Origin of the sequence: Pseudomaricurvus sp. (assembly GCF_965662505.1) — a bacterium.
GTDB lineage: Bacteria > Pseudomonadota > Gammaproteobacteria > Pseudomonadales > Cellvibrionaceae > Pseudomaricurvus.
On the sequence record NZ_CBFIHX010000022.1, the window covers coordinates 1 to 24,915 of the forward strand.

Consider the following 24,915-nt stretch of genomic DNA (forward strand, 5'->3'; position numbering starts at 1 on the left):
ATCGATCCAGTCGTCCTGCTCGCGGTGGTAGAGAGCAAAGCGAGAACTGATGGAGTCCGTCAGAGGAACATTAATTGCGCCGGTAAATTCCCGGTAACCATCTTCGCCTACACCCACATCAATGCTGCCGCCGAAGTCTGGTTCTGCTTTGCGAGTGTGCATGCTGATGGCGCCGGCAGAGGCGTTGCGTCCAAACAGAGTACCCTGTGGACCTTTTAACACTTGCACTGATTCGAGATCGTAAAAGGTGGACGCGCCACTGACAGTCAAAGGCACTTCATTCATATAGGCCACAACCGCAGAGGGTGAACCACTGAAAGTATCCGCCGACTGACCGCGAATGGAATAGGTCAGAGAGTTATTACCCTGGGTCTGGCGAATGGTCAATCCGGGTACTGCGGCCTGCAAATCCGAGTCCGTCTGTACCTGACGGTCAGCCAGCTGTTCAGTGCCCATCGCAGTGACAGCAATCGGTACGTGCGCCAGACTCTCATCACGACGACGAGCGGTGACGATCACTTCTTCCAGAGTCGCTTTATCAGAAGCTATAGCTTTTTGGGAAGAGTTTACAGTCTCTTGTGAAATAGCATCCGAGGGTAACAGCACTGCCATCAAAGCCAGCGCCGAACACAACGGACTCAGTGGCAAGCTGGTGGGCTTATTATTAGGTTTATAAAGCATTGCTCTCTCCTTTGTATGGATTTTATTATTGCTTTTATCTTATTTTTTATTGTTATCAATTTAACCATTAAATACGCATGATCTACTGAAACTCCGCCAAAGCCTGCGAACGGGCATCCATAATTTCTCTCAGATGATTGACAGGATCACCTGCGGTTAACCCTCCATCCACAGGCATTACAATGCCCGTTACCTGTGCGGCTCGATCACTGGCCAAGAACATAGCCGCCTGAGCCACATCGGAGGGTTTGCCATGACGTTTCAGAGGTTGATTGGAATCCATAGCCGGGGATACGGCTTCTTTGACTTTTTCAATTTGTGCATCCGTTAATCCCGGAATCGCAAAAGAGGTCAATGGACTGCGAATGTGTCCCGGAGCCAGGCAGTTGACCCGGATACCATATTCCGCCAGGTCAATCGCGATAGACTTGGTAAACATCACTACTGCCGCTTTGGTAGATCGGTAAGTCATAAGGGCATGACCAGGTAACAGACCAGCAATAGACGCGTTATTGATAATGACACCGCCTCCATTTTTAGACATATGGCGACCAGCAGCCTGACTGCCTTTAATTACCCCGAACAGGTTAATACCTACAACCTTGTCGAAATCGGAGAAATCATCGTCCAGGAAACGATCATGCTGTGCCCCTGAAATACCGGCATTATTAAACATGATGTGCAAACCACCGAATTCTTCGATGGCGTAATCAACCAAGGCCTGAACCTCCTCAGCCTTGGAAACATCGGTGCGTTTAAAGCGGGCATTTTTCCCCAGGGCGTTTTCCATTTCAGCGCCACGAGCTTCATTAATATCGGCAAAAACAACTTTCGCGCCTTCTTTGACAAATAACTCTACCGTCGCTTCACCGATACCACTGGCACCACCGGTGACAATCGCCACCTTTCCTGCAAGTTCCTGACTCACTCATACCTCCACATTTTTATCGTTATGTGACAATATTTATTGTGACAATATTTAGATTTATTGTGACAATATTTATTTCGCCATGGTTATAGGGCTATCGCTTGCTGAAAGTTAACGGCAGAGCCTCAATGGCGTGAGTCGCAACGGTTTTTTGATACTTCAACTCTTCGACCGGCACAGTCAACTTAATATTATCGATTTTTTTAATCAGTTCCCGTGCGGCCACTTTAATTTCCATGCGCGCCAGTGAGGCACCGATACACCTGTGGATACCCACTCCAAACGCCACATGAGACCCAAGGTTTTTGCGTTTCATATCAAATTCACGAGGGCATTCGAACTTCTCTTCGTCGTCATTACCAGAAGCATACATAACAAGCAAGTGAGCACCTTTTGGCAACTTCTGTCCGCCCAACTCAGTGTCTTCCACAGCCATCTTTGCCAATCCGCGAACAGGCGGTGCAAAGCGCAACAACTCTTCGACAAAACGATTGAGAAATTTATCATCATCGCAGTTATCGTAAAGTTCCTTAGCCAGCTTGGAGTCCGTCGCCAAAATCAGTAACAAATTAGTAATCGCCGTGGCTGTGGTGTCATTACCGGCAATAATCAGCGCACGAACCAGAGATACGGCCTCTCCGTAGGTTAATTTGGTACCATCATCAAGTTCTGAATGCACCAAATCCGAGATCATATCTTCCTTCGGCTCGGCTTCTCGATCTTTCATTTGCTCGGAAATAAAGTTCTGTAAATCACAGATTTCTTTAGCGTTCTCGACCATTTCTTCACGATTTTGCATCCTCCCGATCTGAGCTGTAATAGCTTCAGACCAGCGAGATATTTTCTCACCGTTAAACTGGTCTATGCCCAACTGCTCACAGATGACCGCAATCGTCAGGGGAATCGAAAATTCTCTTACGCCTTCTACAACTTCACCCTTCTCGGCTTTATCAGCAATAGTGTCGACAAGGTCAGAGATAATTTTGGTGATTCCTGGCTCTAACATTTTCACGCGGTGAGCAGAAAACGCGCCATCCATCAATTTACGAATGCGAGTGTGTTCTGGTGGATCACTTTTGATGACATCAGGGAAGTAACCGCCCCCCTGGCTTTCAAGAATTTGTTTAAACTCTTCAAAAAATCCGCTGGCATACTGAGCTTCGTAGCCCTGCTTATCGGAAAATGTAATTGGATCTCGCAACACAGTCACAATATCTTCATAGCGTGTGACCAGCCACATCCCCAGCTTTTCATCGTAATGGACAGGATCCTCTGTTCGCATGGTCCAATAAAAATCACGAGGATTGGACTGAATGATTGGGTCCGTCAGTGAAATGTCCGACAAATCCACTTTCTGACGTCCGGTAAATGGACAGCCGCCCGTTGATTGCTCTTTTGTTTCGCTGGTAGTCATGACCTTACCTCAACTTTTTAACAGTGTTGTAATGATTGTTATTTCTTGTTCATTTAGTTAGCTTTACTGCAGGGTGCTTTTATCGCTACCCATAAAGAAATCTTGCTCATCAGTATTGATCGATGCTGTATCAGGTTTGTATATTTCCGAGTTTTCTTCCAACACTGAAAAACTGTCTGCCCGATATTCTCGAGGCCCTTTCCCGTGAACACGCTTGAACTTCCTACTGAAATGAGCGGGACTCTTAAAACCGACCCGAAAGGCGATTTCAGCAATGGAGATCTCAGTAGGTTTGGACGTAGATAGCCACCGACTGGCAATTTTCAACCTCTGATCCCAGATGTATTCTGAAAATGAAATATCTTTTTGTTTTAGTAAGACAGATAAATAGCGCGGCGAAATACCACAAGCCTCGGCCACCATTGCTGTACTGAGTTTCGGGTCTGACAAATGAATTTCGATATATCGGAGCACTGTATCCAAGCGTTGCTCTGCTATAGTTTGACGCTCTTTGATCAAGTTGTCGTGGCCTATGATAGAGCCGGAGAGTAAGGTTAACGCGCTATTGAGCAACATTTTTTCTGCGTGTGGCTGAAGCTCATCTGTAGACTCCAACACTTCAGTCAACATATTCTCAATAATGGAATATAGTCGGCCACCGGATGAGACCGTGAAACCAGTACTGACATCCTGAGGAATAAGTTCACGGAATACATGTGAAGGTACTAATACATGAAGGACATCGTGCATGGCGTCATCATCGATTTTGCACTCGATACTGAATGGCGTCATGGATTTTGTGATCGCAAAATCACCTGAGCTGGCCACACTGCGTCCGCCAGAGTGAGAAATACTCAAGCTGCCGCGTTTGACAAACCACAGAACTACCACGTCGGTGGCATCCGCACGAATATGATACCAGTTCCGTTTAAAATTCAATCGGGTTTTTGAGCGTAACCGGATGATAGAGCAAGGCCCGACAGATTTTTTATCCGCACGCACATCAATGACGGAACCCGCTTCAATCGAGTAGTCGCCCAGATAGTATTCCTGGTTTCCGTCACCTCTGTAGGTATCCTGACAGGATTGGTAGTTGTTCTTGTCAAAGGAAAATAGTGTTTCAGACATATCTACACCTCTCGCGGTTGCCGTTCTCTGGTTTTCGTTATTGTTGTTTTATTTAACTTCCTAACGGATTACGCCTTGCTCGGAAAGCTTTGCTCGTTGCTCTTCAGACAGTCCCAGTATTTCACCGAACACATAGTCGTTGTGTTGTCCCAGTTGTGGTGCATCATCCTTCACCTCTGCCATACGGGACATTTTCCAGGAAGGCCCCAGAATGGATCTGGTGTGGCCGTCTTTATCACTCACTTCCTGATAAAAACCTCTCATCCAAAGTGTTTGATTCGCAATTAAATCAAGAGAACTTAAACTCTTGGTGGCCGCGACACCCTGTTTTTGCAGTTCTTCTGCCAGCACTTCTGCTCTGTGCTCAGAGGTCCAGGCTGACAGCAATCGATCTAGCTCTTTTGTTTGAGATATGCGATCTTCTGCCTTGGAAAATTTCGGATCGCGCGCCAATTCCGGCCGCCCCATAATTTCAGTCAGAGACTGCCAGACGTGATCCCCGGACACCGCGATGGCAATCCATTCATCATCCTGACAGGGGTAGACTCCGTGAGGCGCCATCTCAGAATGATGGTTGCCAGTGCAAGCAGTTACCTGGTTATTGAGAGTAAAATCCATCACAGAATCACCGATCATACTGGTCATAGTTTCCACAGCAGAGACATCAATAAACTGTCCCTCGCCAGTGCGACGGCGGTGCAGTAAAGCAACGATTGTTGCGTAAGCCGCGGCGGTACCAAAAGTGGAATCTGCATAACGGATATTCATGCCTGTAGGCGCTTCATCCTCGTAACCTACAATGCTGCTCAATCCGCCCAGTGCGGCGAAACATGGCGCGTAACCAGTCTGATAGGCAAGCGGACCTTCACTGCCATACATGCCCATAGAGACATAAATAATATTTGGGTTCACTGCTTTTACTTGGTCGTAGCCCAATCCCAGTCGGGACACTGCACCGGGGCGCAGGTTTTCAACGACCACATCTGACTCAGCCAGCAAGTCGAGGAGCAGCTTGATGCCTGCCTCGGTCTTCATGTCGATTTGCGCACTCAACTTTTGCGGATTCACCGCTTTAAAACCCGGTGCATTATTGATGTCGTCCACGCCATAAACACGTGTTACATCCAGAGAGCCGAGACTTTCAATCCGAATGACTTCGGCGCCGAGAAATGCCAATTGCTTACCGGTATAGGGGCCCGCCCAGACTTTGGTTAACTCGATAACACGGACACCTTCCAGCGGGCCGCCCCGCTTTACTTCACTCATCAGATATTCTCCTCGGCGGTTAACCACGCAGTCAGAGTTTCATCGGTATGCTCACCCAGAAAAGGGGCAACAGAACTGAGCTGGGCCGGCGTTTTACTGAGTTTATAGGGCACAGTGGGATACTGAACTTCGCCCAGTGACGGATGCGTTAATGTGGTGAAAAACTCGCGATGCTGATACTGCGGTGACGACAACAGGTCGCCGGGGTTATTCACAGGCACCAGAATCAACCCCAGTTTTTGTGCAACTTCAGCGACCTCAGCTTTATTCTGATGTGCTAACCATTCACCCACATGCTGGCGACATTTGGCAACGCGTTCCGGTGTGCATTCACGCTCCAGCCAGTTCGCTGGAAAATCTTCCATCCATGCCGGACTCCCCAGCATTTTCCCCAATGCTTCCCAATGTGCAGGCGCGGACATCCAGATATACACATAGCCGTCGGCGCAGGTGTAAATGTCTGCCGGGCCATGCAGGTCATAGGCTTTGCGATCATTGCTGACGTTCATATCACCGGCAATCATTTGTCCCAGCACATAGTCTGCGCGAGAGGCAAGAACGGCCTGGGTGGAAATGTCGATCCACTGTCCCAGTTGCGATTCTTCCCGAGCGAACAACACAGAGACAATACACATGGCGGCATCCAGTCCCGCCTCGTAACTGGGCAGATGCTGACCGGCACCTTTGAGCGGTTCGCGAGCCGGATCTGCAGCACTGGGCGTATGAAACCCCCACCCACTGCTGTGGAAGACATTCAGATCTTCAGCGTGCATTGGTTCATCAATCCCCAATCCGAACGGAGTAATGGAACATACCACCAGATGCGGAAATCGGGTTTCAACCAGTTCAGCATTCAGTCCCACACTGTCCAACCACTGACCCGAACGGTCGGTGATAACCACATCCACCTTCTCAAGCAATTGGTTCAATGTTTCCAGACCGGAGTCCGAGGTGATATCCAGCGCTACCGATCGCTTATTCGTGTTGAGATAGGCAAACAAGCCACTGCGCCCTGTCTCTTCACCGGATGACACCAGCGGCGCCATATGACGAGTAGGGCTACCACTAACCGGATCCTCCAGCTTGATGATTTCTGCACCAAAGTCCGACAGCAGCTTGCCGCAGTATTCACCGCTGACAGCCTGAGTCAGTTCGAGAATCTTTATCTTTGCTAGCGCAGAAGTCGTTGCTAGTGAAGAGGTCGTTGTTAATGCAGACACTGTTCTGTTTTCTCCGTGGATTCAAAAAAACTAACGGGATCAAGGCTTCTTTCGATTTGAGCCTTGCAAACGCCACTCGGGTGGATATTCCATATCCAGGTCCTTGACCACATTGTTGAGACCTTTCTCGAAGGTTTCAGCACCAAATTCAACGTCGGCAGGACGATCATTTTTCACCACAGGTAACATACCTTCCACCAAACCGGTCAGCATACTGCCCATGTATTCGCCACGATGCTGCTTGTACAGCTCGATAAAGGTTTTCTGAATCTGTACCACATCGGTAGGACGGGTACGGGCACAACCCATCGCGTACTTTTTGGTTTCTTCTTCCAGATTTTCGAACGGAACAACGCTGTTAATAAAATTGCACTTGTCCATTTCTTCCGCGGTAAACGGGCGGCCTGTAAACAGCATCTCAGAAAACTTGCGCAGACCGATGGTTTCAATCCAGGTCCAAAGGCGAGGGCCCCAACCGACATAACGGAAGGATGGGTGGCCAAACAAGGTGTCATCGCTGCTGACGACCAAATCAGCATCTGCTGCCTGATAAAAATGCCAGCCGTAACAGTATCCCTTGGTCTCGACGATGCTGATTTTTTTGAACTCCTGCAGTGGGCGATTTCCCGCCGCTGCCTTGGCGTAGTGATCGGTCATGCCGTGCAGAAAACGGAAGGAATCTCTGGGCGGGTATTTCACATCCGGATCTTCAATGCCAAATTCGTGCAACAGAGAAATGTCTTCGCCGTCCTCTTTATAAAAATCGGCTTGCTCCGGCAAGTCTCCGCCAGTGCCAAAATGCTTGCCTTCACCGCGAATAACCAACACTTTGACCTCATCATCAATGTTGGCTTTTGATACCAGTTCCGCGTAGTACTGACGCATTCCAGCGGTGGTGGCGTTCAAACTTTCGGGGCGATCAAAAGTCAGGGTGGCAATACGGGTCGCCGGGTCTTTTTCGTAGCGTATCCAGCGTTTGCCTTCTTCTCTCATCTCTTCAAGCGTTTTCACGTTGTTCCCCTATTCTCTGTCGTGTGATTTTTATAGGAATCGTTCTTGTTTAGACTTCTATATAACCTGCAACCAATATAACCGGACTTATTATTCCATCGAGGCCATATTTATTATGTTGTTTTAGGCAAGGACAACATTGTTGTACACTTGACGAACAACCTTAGCCACACAAATATAACAACTCTGTTGTCTTTGACTTACGGGAGCTGACTCAGCCCACCGATGCAGTCAGCGAGGTACTCATCATGAGCGACAATCACTTCTTTACTCTCGATGGCCCACTGGATTCCATGCCAATGGAAAACCAGATGCGTTGTGCCAACCTGTCCGGTTTTGCCTATTTGTCCGAACAAGTCGGCAAGGATCCCCGGGAAATTCTGGAGCGCCACAACATCGATCCCTGGCTTGCTCGCGACCCCGACAACCACATTGAGTGCCAGTCGCTGGTCAATCTGCTGGAGTATTGCAGCAGCTCTTTCAATGACGCTACTTTCGGGTTGCGTCTGGCGGAATTGCAACAGCCGGATGTGTTTGGCTGTATCACCGCTCTGTGTCGCTCCTCGTCTCGGGTTCGACAGTCCATTCATCGCTTCATCGAGTACATGCCCGTGGTGCATTCACCCGCCATTCAGCTCGAACTGGTGGAGGGCACCGACATCGCCGAACTCCGTTGGGGCGTGCGCAACAACCTGGGCATCAACGACCAGGCTAACTACCAGGCCGCCGTGTTGATCATGAAGCTGCTGCGCCAGATCGGTGGTCTCCGCTTCCGCCCCAGTTATGTCAATCTGGCAGTAGACATTCGCTCCCGCGATGTTGCCGATCTGGAAAAAATCCTGGGTTGTCACTTCAACAAAAACCGTACCGACAACGCTATCGCTTTTCCCCGTACCCTGCTGGAGCGGCAAGTTCCCAGCGCCAACAATCTGCTCTCCAGTCTGCTGGGCAGCTACCTTGATCAGGTCAAGAAAGCCTCCCGTAAGACCAACCCTGAGCGAGTTCAGGATTACGTCCGCGGTGCCCTGCAATCTCACAACTGCTCTGTTGAACGTTGTGCAAAAAAACTCGGCATGTCCGTGCGTACTCTGCAAAGCCAGCTGTCCGATGCTGGCCTGAAATTTTCTGACATTGTACAAACCCAGCGGGTCGAGTTGGCCAAATCCTATCTCTGTCAGGACGACCTGACGCTGGATGATGTGGCCGCCAAACTCGGTTACGCCGAGCAGTGCAGTTTTGGTCGCGCTTTTAAGCGATGGACCAATCAAACTCCAAAACAGTATCGTCTGAGTCAGCGACCTTCCGTGGTTGCCTGACGTTTTTGATGTCCTGTTTGTTTCAGCGTCTCGTTATTAATTTGAACATCTCGTCGTTTATTTAGACATTTCAATCATTTAGACATTTCATAGTCACCCGCGTCATCGACGCGGGCCGTCCAACCGGGATACACCACAATCGTGGTAAAGGTTTCCGCAATGATGGCGGGGCCCGTCACCTGACTACCCGGCACCAGATCACTACCCCGAAATACCGGTGTTTCCTGATAACCTTCACCCAGATTGGCACGACGAATCTTCGAGGGCGTCGCATCAACCTCCATCGCTGAAAAGCCCTTCGACACTTGCGGCGAGGGGGTATCCACTGAGGTTGTCAAACGCACACCAATAATTTCAGGCAGCTCCCCTTCACGCACATGACCGAATTCTTCGGTGTGTCGCTGGTTAAAGGCTGCAATGGCTTTTTCGCCCAAGCTGTCATTCACAAACGACAGATCGTCAACACCCTGAGCGGTGTGCATATCAAACGTCAGCGCCCAATTTTGGCCGCGATAACGCATGTTCAGCTGATAAGTGGCTCTCACCTTGTCCATAGGGAAGTTGGCGTCAGCGAAGTATCTGGCCGCGCGCTCCCCCAACTCTTGCCACAGACTTCTGAGTTTTTCCTGATCCGGCGCATCGGCAGGGCAGTTAAATGAACGCTCTTCATCAATACTCGGTTTGGCGACCAATGTACCCATGGCAGAGAAGGTCGGCGAGGCTTTCGGCACCAACACCTTGCGAATACCCAGCGCGTCAGCGTGAACAGCCGCAAACGCCGGACCGTTACCCCCGTAGGCCAGCATCACCATGTCTTTCGGATCAATGCCCTTACCTGCCGTCGTTCGGCGCACAGCCTGAATCATATTGGCATTCACCAGACGCCAGCAGTCAAAGGCTGCGTCCTCTGCGCTGTAGTTATGGATAGAATGGTTATGGATAGAGTGATTATGGGCAGCGTGATGAGCATTCATTTCATCAGCGATTGCCTGGAACGCCTCAGTAACCCCCTCAGTCTTGAGAGAGAAGCTGCCACCGGCAAATTCCGCGTCCGCCGACAGGACTCCCAGCATTAACAGGGCGTCTGTGACGGTCGGTTTCGCCCCCCCCTGGCCATAACAAATCGGACCGGGTTCAGAGCCTGCAGAAGCTGGTCCCACCTGAACTTCACCGTTATTCACATGACAAATAGAGCCTCCACCCGCGCCCAGGGTTTCCACCTGAACCATGGGTACACCGACCAGATTGCGATGGTGCATATTCCAGCCAGCTACCGCAGGGGCTGCGCCGCCAAGCACCAGAGACATGTCATAAGACGTACCCCCCATGTCCACACACAATAGATTTTCGTGACCTTTAGCTCCGCCCACATGGGCCGAACCGATCACGCCGCCAGCGGGGCCTGATGCCAACACTCGAATGGGTGAGCCCTCGATGTACTCTTTGGTCATCACACCGCCGCTGGCCTGCATAACCATTAACTGATGGCGATAGCCACCCTCTTGCAGGCGCGAAACCAGTCTTTCCAAATAATCAGTTACCCGAGGTGCCACGTAGGCGTTAACAACAGTCGTGCTGGTACGATCGTATTCCGGTGAGCGAGGCAACACCTGATGAGACAGGGACACTGGCACACCCGGCAGCTCTTCAGCTAATATTTCGCCGACCCGCAACTCATGCGTCGGGTTAACAAAGGAAAACAACAGCGACACTGCTACCGACTCTACCTTCTGTTTTTTCAGACGACGGCAGGCTTCTCGCACGGCGGACTCGTCCAGCTCTTTGTAAATCGAGCCATCAAACAAAACGCGCTCCGGTACCGTCAGACGACGTCGGCGTGGAGCGATCGGTTTCGGGGGATCCAAACGCACATCCCAGATGTCTTCTTTAAACCCGCGGCGGTATTCCACTTCATCGCGGAAGCCTTCGGTGGTGATCAGGCCGGTGACTGCGCCGTTCATTTCGATCAGGGTGTTATCCGCAACCGTGGTACCGTGCACAATGGCATCGCACTGACCGAGAAAATCACCCAGCGTCAAACCTTCCTTTTTCGCCAGCGTTTGCAGACCGTTCATCACTCCCAGAGAACGATCCCCCGGGGTACTGAGGTTTTTGTGCAGGATCACCTGCTCGTCTTTTAGCAGTGCGAAATCCGTAAAGGTTCCGCCAATATCAATTCCGATCCGATAACTCATTGTGCAGCACCTGCCCCAGTCTCTGTTGAGGACAACATGGTCTCTCTCAACGCTTGCGTGGCGGCCATATCCACTTCAAGGTCATATTCTTCCAGCGTACCTGTCAGGACGACACCGTATTTTTCACGGGCTGCCGTAACACTGACGTACTCATCCAGCACATCTTCCTTCACGGTTTCAGGGTCGCGCAGGAAGGCCTGCCCAAAACCTGCACCCCCACCGTGCTGATAAGCGATCACCGCGTCTTTAGGCAACTGTGCACTGACAGCCAGATCTATCTGGTATTCGTTTTCCGTTCCCACTTCGAAGTGGTTGGTGTAGGGACTGCCATCGTTACCGCCGCACATACCACTGAGGGGATGCGCCGCCGACACCATCCAGGCCATCGCCGAGACAGGTTCCAGAACCTGCTTGACGTTGAGGCTGCCGGGTTGGCCGCGCCACTGTCCGGCACCGCCTGCGTCTGTAGTCATTTCACGACTTAAGTTGATGATCGGAAAACGACTTTCCGCATCTTCTGCCTGCGACAGCAGCAAGTTGCCCAGTGCCGCCGGGCAGGAACCCCATCCGTCGATACCCTGCACGGCAGACACATCCATGGAGCGGGCATCCACCCCCTGATCCATCCACATACCGTGCTGATCAAAACCAATCACCGCGTTGGGCATGCCGATTTTGTACACCTGGGGTGCCGCGCGACCAGGCACGACGTTAGACAGTGCGACACACACCGCTTCGGTAATTTCACAGGCCGGGTGAAACGAACCCAGCGCCGCGGGTTTATTCGGTGGCGGATGAGCAATGCAACCTTCCGGAATGACGATGTCGACCGCGTTAAACAGGCCTTCATTTTTGATAATGGCCGGGTCCACCATCGCTGCCAGTTGAGTCATGATGTACCCACGGCTGTTGCCAAAGGTATTCCACACACCCACCAGCTCCTGCCGATCATCAGTACCGGTCAGATCCACCGTCAGCTGATCGCCCTTGATGTCACAGCTCAGATGTACCTTGATATCTTTAGTGCCCTGGGTATCGTGATCAATGAACACGGTAGCTTCGTGCTTGCCGTCGGGCCAGTTAGCCACTTCTTCACGAAAGCGGGCTTCAGTGTGCTCGATGTTATAGTTGACCGCCGCTTTCACCACGTCGGTACCCCACTTGCGAATAATGTCCTGCAACAGGCGAACCGACATTTGCACACCACTGATCATGGCCGCCAGATCGCCGGAGAAGGTGGCAAAACGATTATTACGTTCGATCAATTTAATGATGTCTTTGCGCTTCTCACCACGATGCACCAGCTTCACACAGGGAATCGCCAGACCTTCAGTAAAGATATCTGTGGCTTCCAGCGTGAAACCACCGGGATCTTTACCACCGGTATCGCCCTGATGAGCCTGCAAGGCTTGAATCAGTACCAGCTCGCCGTTGTCATCGTAGACGGGTGCATACACGTTATAGTCCGGCAGATGACCACCACCGTAATCCGGGTCATTCCCCAAGAATACATCCCCTGGTCCCCAGTCATAATGATCGAGATTTTCCAGCCCGTAGCGTACCGTCAGCTGAGTCACAAACGTCAGATGCGGCGTACCGATAGACCCCAGCGCCAGACGGCCGTGCGCGTCAATCACACTGGAATTTCGCTCGTTGGATTGATTGATGATGGGCGACGAAGCTGCACGCCCCAAATGGGTCGCCGACTCGAAACAAACAGTTTCCAACGCACCGCGGATGATACTCGCTGTTACCGGGTCTACTGTAGCTGATGTGGTGAGCGGATCACGTCTGGCCGCCAACCGTTTGTTCAACTCAAATGACATGAATGCAATCCTATTTGTTTTTATCGCTATTTGTTTTTATAACGAGCACATTGTGGCTCTATAGATCTGTTTGCAAAATTAAGCTTGGATTCATAGTACACACAAGCTCTGAGCCAATTCCCGACTGGTTGTGAGAATCTATATACAGATTGCGCAGCTGCCTGTAGCCCAATTACACGGCGAGTAGACCAAAACTGACCCTTCAAATGACCCTGTCTGCAGTCTGGCCAGTGAAGCCACATAGATTGCCCAGTAACCCGGAAAATCCTTATAAGATGAGCCATGTTTATCGATCCGGGACCTGTTAATCACTGTTCGGGATCTGTCAGCAACACTCTAATAACCGATAAAAACAGGATGAGGTTCTCATGGGAAATTCTTCAAAACCGGTGGTCATCATTACGGGCGCCAGCGCCGGTATCGGTGATGCCATCGCTCGCCGTTTCGCCGCCGGTGGATGGAACCTGGTCGCCGTTGCCAGAAGGCAAGAGCGCCTGGAACATCTCGCCAATGATTTAAAGGGCGTTGCGGAAGTGGCTATCGTCACTGGCGACGTGACTGATCCAAACACCCCGGAAAAAGCGGTTGCCACAGCCATGAAAACCTTCGGCCGTGTGGATTCACTGATCAACAATGCCGGCTCCGGCAAGTGGGCACCGGTAAAAGACACCGATGACGCCACTCTGGATGAAGTGATCGACACCAGCCTGAAAGCACCATTCCGGTTCGCCCGCGCCGCCTTGGGCAGCATGGGACCCGGTTCTTCGATTATTAACATTGGTTCTGTATTTGGTGTCATCAGCGGTATGGCTGGCGGTGCTTACTCTACCGTCAAAGCGGGCCTCATGGGACTGACAAAAGCACTGGCCGCCGATTACGGCTCTCAGGGTATCCGCACCAATCTGGTTGCACCGGGCGTAATTCGCACAGACATGACCGATGACTACTGGGAAAGTGATTACTTCCAACGCACCAACCACGAACTGACTCCGTTTGATCGAGAAGGTACCGCAGCTGACGTAGCGAACACGGTGTTCTTCCTCGCGTCGGAAGAAGGCAGCTACATCAACGGACAAACCATTGCGCTGGACGGAGGCTGGTCGACCACCAAGTATCTGTCTGCACAGGCTCTCGCTAGATAAGTTACGGATGTAACAAACGGATACAGCAATAATAAGAACTCAATATTAACCAGAAATTCAGAGAGTTTTGACCATGTCACAACCCCCGAACACCGCACAGCATCAACTCGTTAACGGACTTGATCACTACCGACTGCTGGGACGTTCAGGACTCAGGGTGTCGCCCTTGTCTTTGGGTACCATGACCTTCGGCGTTGATGGCTGGGGAACCGATATGGCCGAAGCCGATAAAATGGTCGGCCGCTATCGGGAGCTGGGCGGTAACTTTATTGATACGGCAAACTTCTATGCCAACGGCGAATCCGAACGCATGCTGGGCACGCTGCTGAAAGCTCATCGTCAACAGACGGTCATTGCCACCAAATACAGTCTGTCCATGCGTCCCGGTGATCCCAATGCCAGCGGCAACCAACGCAAAAACATGGTGCAAGCCGTTGAAGAGAGTTTGCGACGTCTGAACACCGACTACATTGACCTGCTCTATCTGCACCTGTGGGATAACCGCACCCCGGCGGAAGAAATCCTGCGCGCTTTTGACGATCTGGTTCGCGCGGGCAAATTACTTTATGTAGGCATCTCCGACACGCCTGCCTGGCAAGTTTCCCGATTGCAAGCCATTGCGGATCTGCGCGGCTGGTCTCCACTGGTGGCGTTGCAAGTGCCTTACAACCTCACCGAGCGGACGGTGGAGCGGGAATTTATGCCCATGGCTCAGGAAATGGGATTGGGCGTATTGCCCTGGTCACCACTGGCCGGTGGCGTATTATCCGGCAAATATCGACGCGAAGACCTGAACAGTCAAAGTCATCACATGAGCTCCCGCAAAAACATCAATCTGGCCACTGGCCGTCTCACCGAACGGGCTCTGGATATTGCAGAAGTTGTCGTCAGTGTGGCCGATGAACTGAATCATTCACCCGCTCAAATTGCGCTGGCCTGGACTCTGTTGAACCCCGCCGTCACGTCACCCATTATCGGGGCCCGCACTTTTGAACAGTTTGAAAACAATCTTGCAGCATTGGATGTGACGTTCACCGACGATCAGATTGCACGATTGAATACCGTCAGCCAAATTGAAAACTGTTTCCCCCACACTATGATTGATACTCCAACTGGCGAGATGATGCTGGGGAATGTCACAGTAGAAAAACGACGCTAACGATTTGCCGATCAACTCAGAAACAATTAAAAAATACACAACTTACTAAGGATGTCACCGTGGAAACAACGCTAATAACGAATGCCACAATTTTTGATGGCACAGGTAAGCCACCTTTTACCGGCAGCCTGCTGATTGAAGACAACCGCATCAAATCGATCACTGAGGCAGGCAGCACTGCAGCCGAGGTCAAACCAGACGTTGTCATTGATGGCAGCGATAAATTCCTGATGCCGGGCATGACCGAAGGCCACGCCCACTTGTCTTTTGATGCGTTTACCTGCACCGAAGATTTGATGGCTCCGACGCCGGAAGAACACGCGTTTCTCACAGCTCGAGTCGCCAAAACCCTGTTGGATCAGGGCTTTACCAGTGCTTATGGCGCCTCGGAAGCCAAGCTGCGGCTGGGCGTCGCCGTGCGTAACGAAGTAGAAGCCGGTCGTCTGCCGGGGCCGCGCATTCGTGCTGGCTCGATTGAAATCACCGTCACCGGTGGCTTGGGCGACGAAAGCCGTCTCCACAATCAGCGCGTGGCGGAAGCTCCTGCCAAGGTAGTGGACGGGGCGGAAGAAATGCGTAAGTTTGTGCGTATCTGCTGTCGTGAAGGCTGTGACAACATCAAGCTGGACGCGTCGGGCGATCCGTTCTATCCCAATGCGCCAGCCATGGCCACCCCCATGAGTCTGGAAGAAATGCAGATGGCGGTTAACACCGCTCACAGTTTCGGCAAGATGGTGAATACTCACGCCCGCTCGGTGGAATCCGTACGCAACTCCGTCATTGCTGGTGTGGATATGATCTACCATGCCGAATTCACGGATGAAGAAACCCTCGATCTTCTGGAAGAAGCCAAAGATCGAATCTTTGTCGCGCCCACCATTGGCCTGTTCCATACCATGTTCCACGAAGGTGAGGCTCACGGGCTGCCCCGTGCGGTTGTTGAAGCGATGGGTATTCCGGCACTGATGGAAGAGTCGATAAAAACGCACACCGAATTACGCAAGCGGGGCATCCGCCATCTGATCGGTGGCGACTATGGTTTCACCTGGAATATGCAGGGCACCCAGGCTCGTGAACTGCAGTATTTTGTCGATTATTATGGCTACAGCCCCACAGAGGCCCTGATGTGCGCCACCCGCAACGGCGGTCTCGCCATGCGTAAAGAAAGGGATTTGGGTACTTTGCAGGTCGGTATGCTGGCAGATATGCTACTGGTGAATGGTGATCCGTTACAGGATTTGAATATTCTGACGGATAAAGATCGACTGTCGATGGTGATGAAAGACGGTAAAATTCACAGTCTGGATGCAACGCTACAGCGCTGATGTTGAAGTCAGCTCCCAATCCGAAGAGTGCTGACTGGCATTCCCATGTATCTCCTGGGAGCCTAACCAAGCGACAGATAACCCTAACAGCCGGATCAGCTACCCTGATCCGGGAATTCATCCAGTGACCACTCCTCGCGCCATTCAATCTGTGGCAGCCCTTCTTTAAAGGTAATCGGCAACCAGACATAACGCGAGATAGAGGTATTGACGTTGTGCAGGGTCATCACCTTGGTGAGCACTTCGCGCTCTTCCGCAGTAATGGGCTGTCGTGGGCTGGCTGTGGCCTTGGTGATACCGCTGCGAGCTAGTCGTGACATTTCGCCATTCTGAAATTCTGGCAGTTCCCAAAATTCAGGTCGCCAGCGATCCGCCATGGCAATATACAAATCTTTTTTCCCTGGGACCTTAAAGATATCGCTGATCTGCGAACCAAAAGACGTTTCGGTCGGGTCGTTCACATGCAGTAACCCCAGGTCCGTAAACGGCTTATGTGGGCCATCCGATACCGCAACCCGTGATGGATTGGGAAAGTAACCCGTCATACCCGAGCTGGTCAGATAAAGTTTGCCCTTATACCAGAAGCAGGCAGGAGCCTCCCGGGTTTCGGGGCCTTTACCCGGCAAGTGCGTCGTGTAGTGATCTTCTTTGACGTTGAGATAGTCGTCGGTCAGTTCGATGCAGACGATGTCCTTGTGATCGTGTTCAAAATACATATACACCTTTCCGGTGTCGGGATCCTGTACCAGATCGAAATCACCGGCTGGCAGACCCGCCGGGCGCAGCTCACGATGCACCATTGTCCAGGGACCAGTAAGCTCATCGGCCACCATCACAGTACGGAACTGCTTTTTGGTCATCCCGCGAATCTTTAACCAGCAGACGTATTTGCCCGTTTTTTCGTTATAGAAAATATGCGGACGCTCGGGAAATACAGTGGGGCTGAGCGGCGAGGTTGGATCATCCTGATCCGGAGCAATCAAGGGGCCGAGATCCGTCCAGTTATAGAGATCCTTCGAGGAATAAAAACGAATACCCCAGCTCTCAATATCGCTGGTGCCATCGGTAAACTCTTTGTTTTCGCCATACCAGTAGAAGGTATCGCCCACGGCGATCATGGAACCGGCATGTGCCTGAATCGGCTTGCCTTCGGTATCGAGCCACAACTGACCCGGACGAAAACTGGAATAGCGTCCCGCTGCTGAACCACTGAGAGGGTTAGCAACACAACCCAGCTGAGTCAGGCTGCCAAGCGCCACCAAGGCTGCGCCTTTCATAATAAAGTTTCTTCTGCTTATTTCTGTCATAAACAATACCTTAACGGTTTATTTTGCTTGTTTTTAATCCGCACTTTCGATTCAGGGGGGGGCAATCTTGCCTCACCAAGTCGCTAGGCATTCACTTAGTAAAGTCATGCTGAGAATCTTGTTCAAAGTTACACCCTCTTTTATCGTTTGATTTTGGGTTACATAACGGGGCAGACCCAAGCCCCACTTTCAAGCTATCACAAACGGAGCCTAGGGGGTTCTCTCAAAGGGTGTTGTAACATGATAGATTGGGTAGCGGCGGCAGCTTCGTAAAGGCTTTGGATGCAGGCCAAACTATAATCACCATGTCACATGAACACCGCATCCACACAGCACATAATTTTTATTATGTTAAATTTAAAAGGTTTGCCAGCGCCGTTCGCGACATAAATAAGCGCTTCAGCATGATGCTCCTGAGCATACAACATACCGCCGACAGCATGTCCGCGCGGTTACATTCATGCCGGGCCTGAAGCAAGGCCGGACCTTCTCGATCCCTGGTATCAAAATTGAGCCACCGTCAACGTCCCCGCCGCCCTATCCAAAAGCACAAAACCGAAAGCTTTTACCCTCTATTTTTGAACTCTTGACTCAAAGAATCAGTCAATACGCCCTGTGACTCAAAGAAATCTTCAAAGGATTTCGCTAGCACATCCGCGTTGTCACCTACTGGCGCTTCCAGCGCTGCGGCCCCCATGTTCAAAGCATCCTGCACGACGGCCTTATAGCATTCAGGCGACGCATTAATCCGCGTGGTGTTCACTATATAAGTCAACATAGCCACACCGCCGTACAAGACTCGCTGCCAAGTGATCGCAACAGGCACCGGGCGATTAGCCTCGGCTACCATTTCCATGACCTTTCGTGTGATTGGCCGATCCAGAAATACATCAATAATAGGCTGCCAACCACCGGGAGACGCCATCAACACCAAAAAAAACTCCGCAAACTTAGGTACTTTCTCGTCCCCGTCCCGCAGAAGCGGCAGATAAAACACCGCTAATAACTCATGAGGCTGTAGCGAACCTTTGCCACTATATTCCGCCAGTAATTCAGCCCGCTGCAATTCCAACCCTTCTGCACGGCGCTCAAGGATAGCCCGAATCAAACCTTCCGCACTGTCAAAATAATACTGCACGGCATTAGTGTTACGAGCCCCCGCAGCTGAACTTATTTGTCGCAGAGAAACCGCTCCCAGGCCACGCTCAGCATAAAGGCTTTCCGCGGCATCAAGGATCTGATTCCTGGCACTCCGGTTATCCGTTTTTAAGGAAGTTGTCATTGTGTGTCAGCAGTCCCTAATTCTCATGATCACAAGCAAGTGCCACCATTCTAATCTGCTGAGCTGCCATCCACAATTAAAACATTTGACACATTATTTAAACCACTTGATTTAATTTTATAATCAGTCATATACTGAATTCCATGATGAGCTGTACAAAAGTTGATGAGTCAGATTTCACCAACGGCAAATGACGTCCAAATATAAAAATAACTGAGGATGCAAATATGAAGACACCGAACAAAACCCTAATGGCTGTCGGTCTCGGCGGGGTAATGCTGTCCAGCCCCTATGCTGCGACCTTGACCCACGCAGCAACGGATAATGTCACGCCAAACCAATCTGCAACGATAGAAGAAGTCGTCGTGACAGCCCGGCGACAAACGGAAAGCCTCCAGCATGTCCCCAACTCCATCAATGTCGTCAGTGCAGAATCCATCAATGACCTGAAATTGACTGAATTTACCGATCTGGAATCCGTAGTCCCAGGCCTTACTTTGTCCCAGGATGGTAGCGGCACCCAGACAGACACATCCATGCGAGGTGTGAGCTTCGATGCCAGCAGTACTGCGCCACCGACAGTGGCCATGTATTTGAATGACGCACCGGTACAATCCCTGTTTCTGTACGATTCACTATTCGACATCGGTCAAATCGAAGTTTTGCGGGGGCCACAGGGAACCACTCGTGGCGTTTCGGCTCCGTCCGGGGCCCTCACGGTCACGACACGTAAGCCCAACACCTCCACTATGGAAGGCTATATTCAGGGATTGATGACCAACAACGACAGCCACAATGTCCAAGCCGGAATAAACATCCCTCTGATCCCTGACAAGCTCGCAATGCGCATTGCGGGTGTTACCGATACGAACGACGCCAACAGCGTTACCAGCATTAACAATTCGGAAGATCCGGCACAGGACACTAACGCTGGTCGATTATCGGTTCTCTACGAAGCGACACCTGAATTAACACTACAAACGACTTACACTTCCATCGATAAGAAATTGCAAAGTTACAATCAGGTATCCGGCTCTGGGTGGGGCAACCAGCCAATCTTGAAACCAGAACAACGCTATTCCGTACAGGATGGTATTTCTGATGTTGATGTCGATCTCGAAGTCGTCACAGCGCAGATAGACGCCCAGGTGTTTGGTCACCAACTTACTTATGTAGGCTCATATCAAGAGGCCAGCACCTACGCTCTCGAAGATACTGATGCCGGTAACATTCTTCCAGGAGTGGCAGTTCCAATGGTTACCACTTCTGGTAAAAACGAGAACACTCATGAGCTACGCCTCTCTTCCTCTTCCGATCATGAGCGTAGCTTTCACTACACGGTTGGGGCCTTCTACGATGAAGCCAAAACGACCGCAGATGTCGGCATGCCAGGGCCTTTAATGTCCGGTGCATTTGGCTCACCGGCTGCGGCTCCTGATCTCGACGCATTTGACTCTCGCTATCAACTGCCAATCACGACCAACATAAATTACCTGTCAAAAGAAACGTCGGTGTTTGCCAATGTCACCTTCGATCTCAACGACCGTACTGAATTAAGTGCAGGGCTACGGCATATCTGGTCGGAATTTAGCAGTAATCTGGATACTGAATTGCAGTCGGGATTGCTAGCCATTCCGCCTTCGTTTATCAACCCTTTATTGCCCAATTGTGCCAGTGCACAACTTTCTAGCACCTATCCCGGATTTTGCGATTTGCCCTTGCCTTCGTCCAATGTGCTGGGAGCCAGTTTCGAAGCTGATGAGACTCCAACCATCTATAACCTATCACTCTCCTATCAGGCCACCAGTGACTTGATGCTCTACGCCACAACCGGCACGGCTTATCGCCCACCGATATCAAGTCCAGGCCTCCAGGGTGATTTGGCAGCAAACCCAAACCCGGAACTCAATTCACTGACGTTTCACCCTAAAGAGAGTTCAACCAACTATGAAATGGGCTTCAAATGGACCAGCCCGAACCAAAAAGCCCGAGTCAATGCGACGATCTACTATCAGACGTTCGAGGACCTGACGACACTCGTGCCCAACGTGAACTATCTCAATACCGCTACTGGACAAATTTCCACAAATGACTTTACTGCCAGCGTCGATGCCGAAGTCTCCGGCTTTGAACTTGATGCAGCCATGGTATGGGGTAACTTCGACCTATCGACACAAGTTTCTTATGCCAATGGCAACATTGATGACAGTCTCATTCCCTGCAATACAGACTCAAATGGAGTGCCAACATTTAACACCGAAGGTTTGATTTCACTCTGCCCCGGCGGCTCTTCCTCGCGAGATCCTCTCTGGAGCGCAAGCCTGCAGGGGCAATACTCTCTCGCATTGGATAACGGTATAGAGGTCTATACACGAGCACTATTGAGCTATAAAGGCGACAACAATAATCTGGGCAATGGTCTCTCTGTTGACAGCTATACCATAACCAATCTCTATGCTGGTCTGCGCAGCCAAACGGGACAATGGGAAATAACCGCCTTTGTACGTAATCTGTTTGAAACAGAACGCACCCTGGATCGAAATAATTATGCCTATGACCTGAACAACAGTCTCGGTGTCAGCTTTCCACAATTAATACCCCCTACCGGCTCGGGACTGTATCACTCAGAAGTCACCGCGCCTCGAGAAGTGGGTATCAGTGTTAATTACCGCTGGGGCAACAACTGATCAGTACCCGGGGCACAACTGCCCCGGAATACTCAATCAATTCTTTCCTCACACAAACGCTTTGCCATTATGCAATGCGAGTTACCACATCGATAAACAGGAGTACCTATGGACGCCAGTGATTTTCTCAACGGCAACCCAAATGCCATGGACATTGTGGACTGCCAGTTCCACATGGGACGTGGAGAAATTGATACCACATTGAAGGCCATGGATGCACTCGGTATCCGTTCTCTTCTGATTGATGAGTTATGGGGTGGTTTCAATGCCACCCACCCAACTCATCTACAACCGGGATACCGTCTGGCCAACGGCGCCTGGCGCGCAGCCTGGCCCACGGCCGAAGAAGCCAGTTTGGTTCACCCTGAGCGCTTTGCCTATCTGGTTCGCATCGATCGCGAAGACCCAGAATTGAGCTCAGTCATGCGCACCATTGCTTCATCTCCACACGCGCTTGCCTTCCGAGTACAACCTGCCTGGACACTGGATGAGATTGGTGCTTTTGCAGCAGGAGCCTACGACAAACTGTTCGCCCTTGCGCAGGAACTGCACATGCCTGTGTGCCTCTTTATTCCGGGCTACACGGAATTGATCAAGAGCTACGCCAAAAGATTTTCTCAGTTGACGTTCATCGTCGATCACTGCGGCATGGGATTTCCCGGTATCCCACACGGACGAGCGGAAGCAGAGGCACAGAAAACCCTTCAGCCCTCCTACCTCGACACCGTGTGTGAACTGGCTGACCTACCCAATGTTGCTCTGAAATGGAGCCACGCCCAGAATTTGCTCGGAGCCAGAAACTACCCCTATGAAGAGCTGTGGCCGCTGTTGAAAAAGATGATAACTGCATACGGCCGTGAACGCATTCTCTGGGCCAGCGACAGCACGGTGATACCCAACCACACCTGGTCAGATACACTCCATTATGTACGCGATAACCCAGAACTATCTCAGTTAGATAAGGAATGGATTTTGGGGGCTGCAGCCAGACGACTGTTGAATTGGCCTATCACTGAAAGCTGATTGATCGCACGTGTTCTTTGACCACGTGTTTTGACACAGTTATGCGCCAAGGTGTAATTAAACAAGCATACGCATAGATAGATGCAGTCAAGTTCCCTCTATGGCTTCGTAATAGCAGGGACTTGCATTATCGAGGGAGTTGGACGGTGAGAGCAGCCTAATACTTTTCTCACCTTAAATCTAAAGCAATCTTTCCGAAAAAATTTCCACTTTCCATTTTCTGAAGAGCAGAACTGAGTTCTTCTAATGGATACACTGAATCGATCACGAGGTTGATACTATACTTCGCACAAAATGTCAGCATAGCCTCATGCTGCTCTCGATTGCCAACCACAATGGGAACCAGCTTTTTGCCTACATCCATTCCCCAGCTCGCCTCTCCTTGCAGACGACCAACGGCAGCGATCACACCATTGGGTTTAACAGCCTTAGCACTCTGTTTGAGTTGTGATTCACCAACGACATCCACCAGAAGATCCACACCATGGCCTCCCGATGCCTGTAGCGCTAGCGTTTCCCAATTGACGTTTTTTCGGTAATTGATGACGACATCAGCGCCCAGCGACTGAGCCTGTTGCAACTTTACATCCGATGACGATGTGATAATCACCTTGGCACCTACCGCCTTGGCAAATAACAAGGCCGCAATCGACACCCCCCCTGTACCCTGCAACAACACCCAATCCCCTTCTTCAACGGGCTTTGTGCCAAACAGAGCATTCCATGCGGTAAGGCCAGCACAAGGAAGCGCGGCCGCCTGCAAATCACTTAACTCATCAGGTATATGACACAGGCTTTCCGCATGAAAAACAGCATACTCTCTGGCCACACCATCCACGGGACCTCCAAGCATTTCCAGTGTCGGTCTTGATCCGGAAAGCCACCCCTGTGCAAACAAGGGGCTCACGCGATCACCGACCGAAACACGAGTGACGTCTTCCGCAACGGCAACAACTTCCCCGACGGCATCAGATAGAGGGACATAAGCAGGCGTCTTTGCATTTGGAACCAACCCCCGCAAGACCAGTAGATCCCGATAGTTGAGTGTTGCCTTGCTTAATCGCACAAGCGCTTCACCAGAACCCGGCTGAGGTATCTCAGCCTGAATAACGTGGATACTCTCTATACCCTTTTCGGCGGTTGCCAAAGCAGCTTTCATAGTCGAAGTCTTCATGAATGCAAATCCCCGATACCATTTTGCTAATGGTCTAAAACAGAGAGTTTATCGGGTTAAATCAGGGGTAAAAGCCACCGTCAAAAGCGATGGCCTGGCCAGTCATTGGCATCGCTTTTTGCGAAGCCAGGAGGGATACCAACTCACCCATTTCATGCTGTTGGCCTAGACGTTTTATCGGCACTTCTTTAGTGATCCGTTCTGCCAATTTTGGATACTCTGCCAATTGCTTATCGGAGAAATAGGTATCACTCTTGAACCAGTTGGGGCAAATTGCGTTGACCTGGATATTGAACGGACCGAGCTCTTTCGCCAATGATTGCGACAAAGCCACTGCACCTGCTCTAGCCGAGCTGTACATACTGAGGTATTGGTAAGGCGCCAGAGCAGCACCGGACGTGACAAAAATCAGCGCACCCGACTGCCGTTCTTTCATTTGCGGGACGACAGCATTGGCGAGCAAAAAAGGCCATACCATACCGCCTTCAATAGCCTCACGGTATTCATCAACGGTGGCAGTCTCAATAGGCTTCATATTGGAGTGAATGACATCATTCGACACCAGTACATCAACGCGACCTTTTTCGCGCATCACGGCTTCAACCAAAGCCACTGGACATTGCTCTGCTAAGGGAATAGCTCCGGAAAACTCTTGCGAGAACTCTTTGCGCACAAGTTCGTCGACGAAAGATTTGTCATGACACAACACGAAAAAACCATCATCAAGCAATGCCGCTACGGATCCAGGTCCGGCATATTCTCGCGCATTGGTCACCAGTGCCACCTTCTGATCACTCATATCAAGACTCCTTTAACCAAACATATCAATCG

General features: G+C 50.9%; 19 protein-coding genes. 6 read left to right on the plus strand and 13 right to left on the minus strand.

Annotation, left to right across the window (positions count from 1 at the left end):
• The 7 genes from ACTG33_RS04780 to ACTG33_RS04810 form a co-directional block, all read right to left on the minus strand.
• Nucleotides 1-681: TonB-dependent receptor (locus ACTG33_RS04780; protein ID WP_439134050.1), on the minus strand; the 681-nt coding region annotated here is incomplete at its 3' end.
• An 82-nt stretch (nt 682-763) separates the two neighbouring features.
• On the minus strand, nt 764-1,609 hold the full coding sequence (locus ACTG33_RS04785) for an SDR family NAD(P)-dependent oxidoreductase (RefSeq protein ID WP_439134051.1): 846 nt from the start codon (nt 1,607-1,609) through the stop codon (nt 764-766).
• Between the two features lie 94 nt (nt 1,610-1,703).
• Nucleotides 1,704-3,023, minus strand: coding sequence for a cytochrome P450 (locus ACTG33_RS04790; RefSeq protein WP_439134052.1), 1,320 nt, complete (start codon nt 3,021-3,023; stop codon nt 1,704-1,706).
• Between the two features lie 63 nt (nt 3,024-3,086).
• Nucleotides 3,087-4,151, minus strand: a complete 1,065-nt coding sequence (locus ACTG33_RS04795) for a helix-turn-helix domain-containing protein (protein ID WP_439134053.1) — start codon at nt 4,149-4,151, stop codon at nt 3,087-3,089.
• Between the two features lie 60 nt (nt 4,152-4,211).
• Nucleotides 4,212-5,417 (minus strand): CaiB/BaiF CoA transferase family protein, encoded by a 1,206-nt coding sequence (locus ACTG33_RS04800; RefSeq protein WP_439134054.1) that lies wholly within the window; start codon nt 5,415-5,417, stop codon nt 4,212-4,214.
• Nucleotides 5,417-6,637, minus strand: coding sequence for a CaiB/BaiF CoA transferase family protein (locus ACTG33_RS04805; RefSeq protein WP_439134055.1), 1,221 nt, complete (start codon nt 6,635-6,637; stop codon nt 5,417-5,419). The genes ACTG33_RS04800 and ACTG33_RS04805 overlap by 1 nt, the downstream gene beginning before the upstream one ends.
• 39 nt (nt 6,638-6,676) lie before the next feature.
• Complete coding sequence (locus ACTG33_RS04810) at nt 6,677-7,648, minus strand: enoyl-CoA hydratase/isomerase family protein (RefSeq protein ID WP_439134056.1); 972 nt, start codon at nt 7,646-7,648, stop codon at nt 6,677-6,679.
• A 248-nt stretch (nt 7,649-7,896) separates the two neighbouring features.
• Between ACTG33_RS04810 and ACTG33_RS04815 the strand changes: the two genes are divergently transcribed.
• Entirely contained in the window at nt 7,897-8,964 is a 1,068-nt protein-coding gene (locus tag ACTG33_RS04815; RefSeq protein ID WP_439134057.1) for an AraC family transcriptional regulator ligand-binding domain-containing protein, read from the plus strand.
• A 74-nt stretch (nt 8,965-9,038) separates the two neighbouring features.
• Here ACTG33_RS04815 and ACTG33_RS04820 read toward each other — a convergent pair whose 3' ends face one another.
• A complete protein-coding gene (locus ACTG33_RS04820) occupies nt 9,039-11,159 on the minus strand; it encodes a hydantoinase/oxoprolinase family protein (protein ID WP_439134058.1) in 2,121 nt (706 codons plus the stop codon).
• A complete protein-coding gene (locus ACTG33_RS04825) occupies nt 11,156-12,985 on the minus strand; it encodes a hydantoinase B/oxoprolinase family protein (RefSeq protein ID WP_439134059.1) in 1,830 nt (609 codons plus the stop codon). The genes ACTG33_RS04820 and ACTG33_RS04825 overlap by 4 nt, the downstream gene beginning before the upstream one ends.
• Before the next feature lie 368 nt (nt 12,986-13,353).
• On the opposite strand from ACTG33_RS04825, the gene ACTG33_RS04830 reads away from it, so the two are divergent.
• The 3 genes from ACTG33_RS04830 (at nt 13,354) to ACTG33_RS04840 (ending at nt 16,611) form a co-directional block, all read left to right on the plus strand.
• Nucleotides 13,354-14,127: an SDR family NAD(P)-dependent oxidoreductase gene (locus ACTG33_RS04830; protein WP_439134060.1), complete on the plus strand. Its 774-nt coding sequence runs from the start codon at nt 13,354-13,356 to the stop codon at nt 14,125-14,127.
• Nucleotides 14,128-14,200: 73 nt separating this feature from the next.
• On the plus strand, nt 14,201-15,286 hold the full coding sequence (locus ACTG33_RS04835) for an aldo/keto reductase (protein WP_439134061.1): 1,086 nt from the start codon (nt 14,201-14,203) through the stop codon (nt 15,284-15,286).
• A 59-nt stretch (nt 15,287-15,345) separates the two neighbouring features.
• Nucleotides 15,346-16,611 carry an amidohydrolase family protein gene (locus ACTG33_RS04840; protein WP_439134062.1) on the plus strand — a complete coding sequence of 422 codons (1,266 nt, stop codon included), beginning with the start codon at nt 15,346-15,348 and terminating at the stop codon, nt 16,609-16,611.
• Nucleotides 16,612-16,706: 95 nt separating this feature from the next.
• Here the strand turns inward: ACTG33_RS04840 and ACTG33_RS04845 are convergent, their stop codons facing one another.
• Together ACTG33_RS04845 and ACTG33_RS04850 are read right to left on the minus strand one after the other, a co-directional pair.
• Entirely contained in the window at nt 16,707-17,918 is a 1,212-nt protein-coding gene (locus tag ACTG33_RS04845; RefSeq protein WP_439134063.1) for a family 43 glycosylhydrolase, read from the minus strand.
• A 565-nt stretch (nt 17,919-18,483) separates the two neighbouring features.
• Nucleotides 18,484-19,200, minus strand: coding sequence for a TetR/AcrR family transcriptional regulator (locus ACTG33_RS04850; protein WP_439134064.1), 717 nt, complete (start codon nt 19,198-19,200; stop codon nt 18,484-18,486).
• A gap of 227 nt (nt 19,201-19,427) precedes the next feature.
• On the opposite strand from ACTG33_RS04850, the gene ACTG33_RS04855 reads away from it, so the two are divergent.
• Both ACTG33_RS04855 and ACTG33_RS04860 read left to right on the plus strand, forming a co-directional pair.
• Nucleotides 19,428-21,887: a TonB-dependent receptor gene (locus ACTG33_RS04855; RefSeq protein ID WP_439134065.1), complete on the plus strand. Its 2,460-nt coding sequence runs from the start codon at nt 19,428-19,430 to the stop codon at nt 21,885-21,887.
• Nucleotides 21,888-21,995: 108 nt separating this feature from the next.
• The gene (locus tag ACTG33_RS04860) at nt 21,996-22,910 is read left to right on the plus strand and encodes an amidohydrolase family protein (RefSeq protein ID WP_439134066.1); all 915 of its coding nucleotides are present in this window, start codon (nt 21,996-21,998) and stop codon (nt 22,908-22,910) included.
• Between the two features lie 169 nt (nt 22,911-23,079).
• Here ACTG33_RS04860 and ACTG33_RS04865 read toward each other — a convergent pair whose 3' ends face one another.
• On the minus strand, nt 23,080-24,069 hold the full coding sequence (locus ACTG33_RS04865; RefSeq protein WP_439134067.1) for a zinc-dependent alcohol dehydrogenase family protein: 990 nt from the start codon (nt 24,067-24,069) through the stop codon (nt 23,080-23,082).
• Nucleotides 24,070-24,145: 76 nt separating this feature from the next.
• Complete coding sequence (locus ACTG33_RS04870; RefSeq protein WP_439134068.1) at nt 24,146-24,883, minus strand: SDR family oxidoreductase; 738 nt, start codon at nt 24,881-24,883, stop codon at nt 24,146-24,148.
• Between the last annotated feature and the right edge of the window lie 32 nt (nt 24,884-24,915).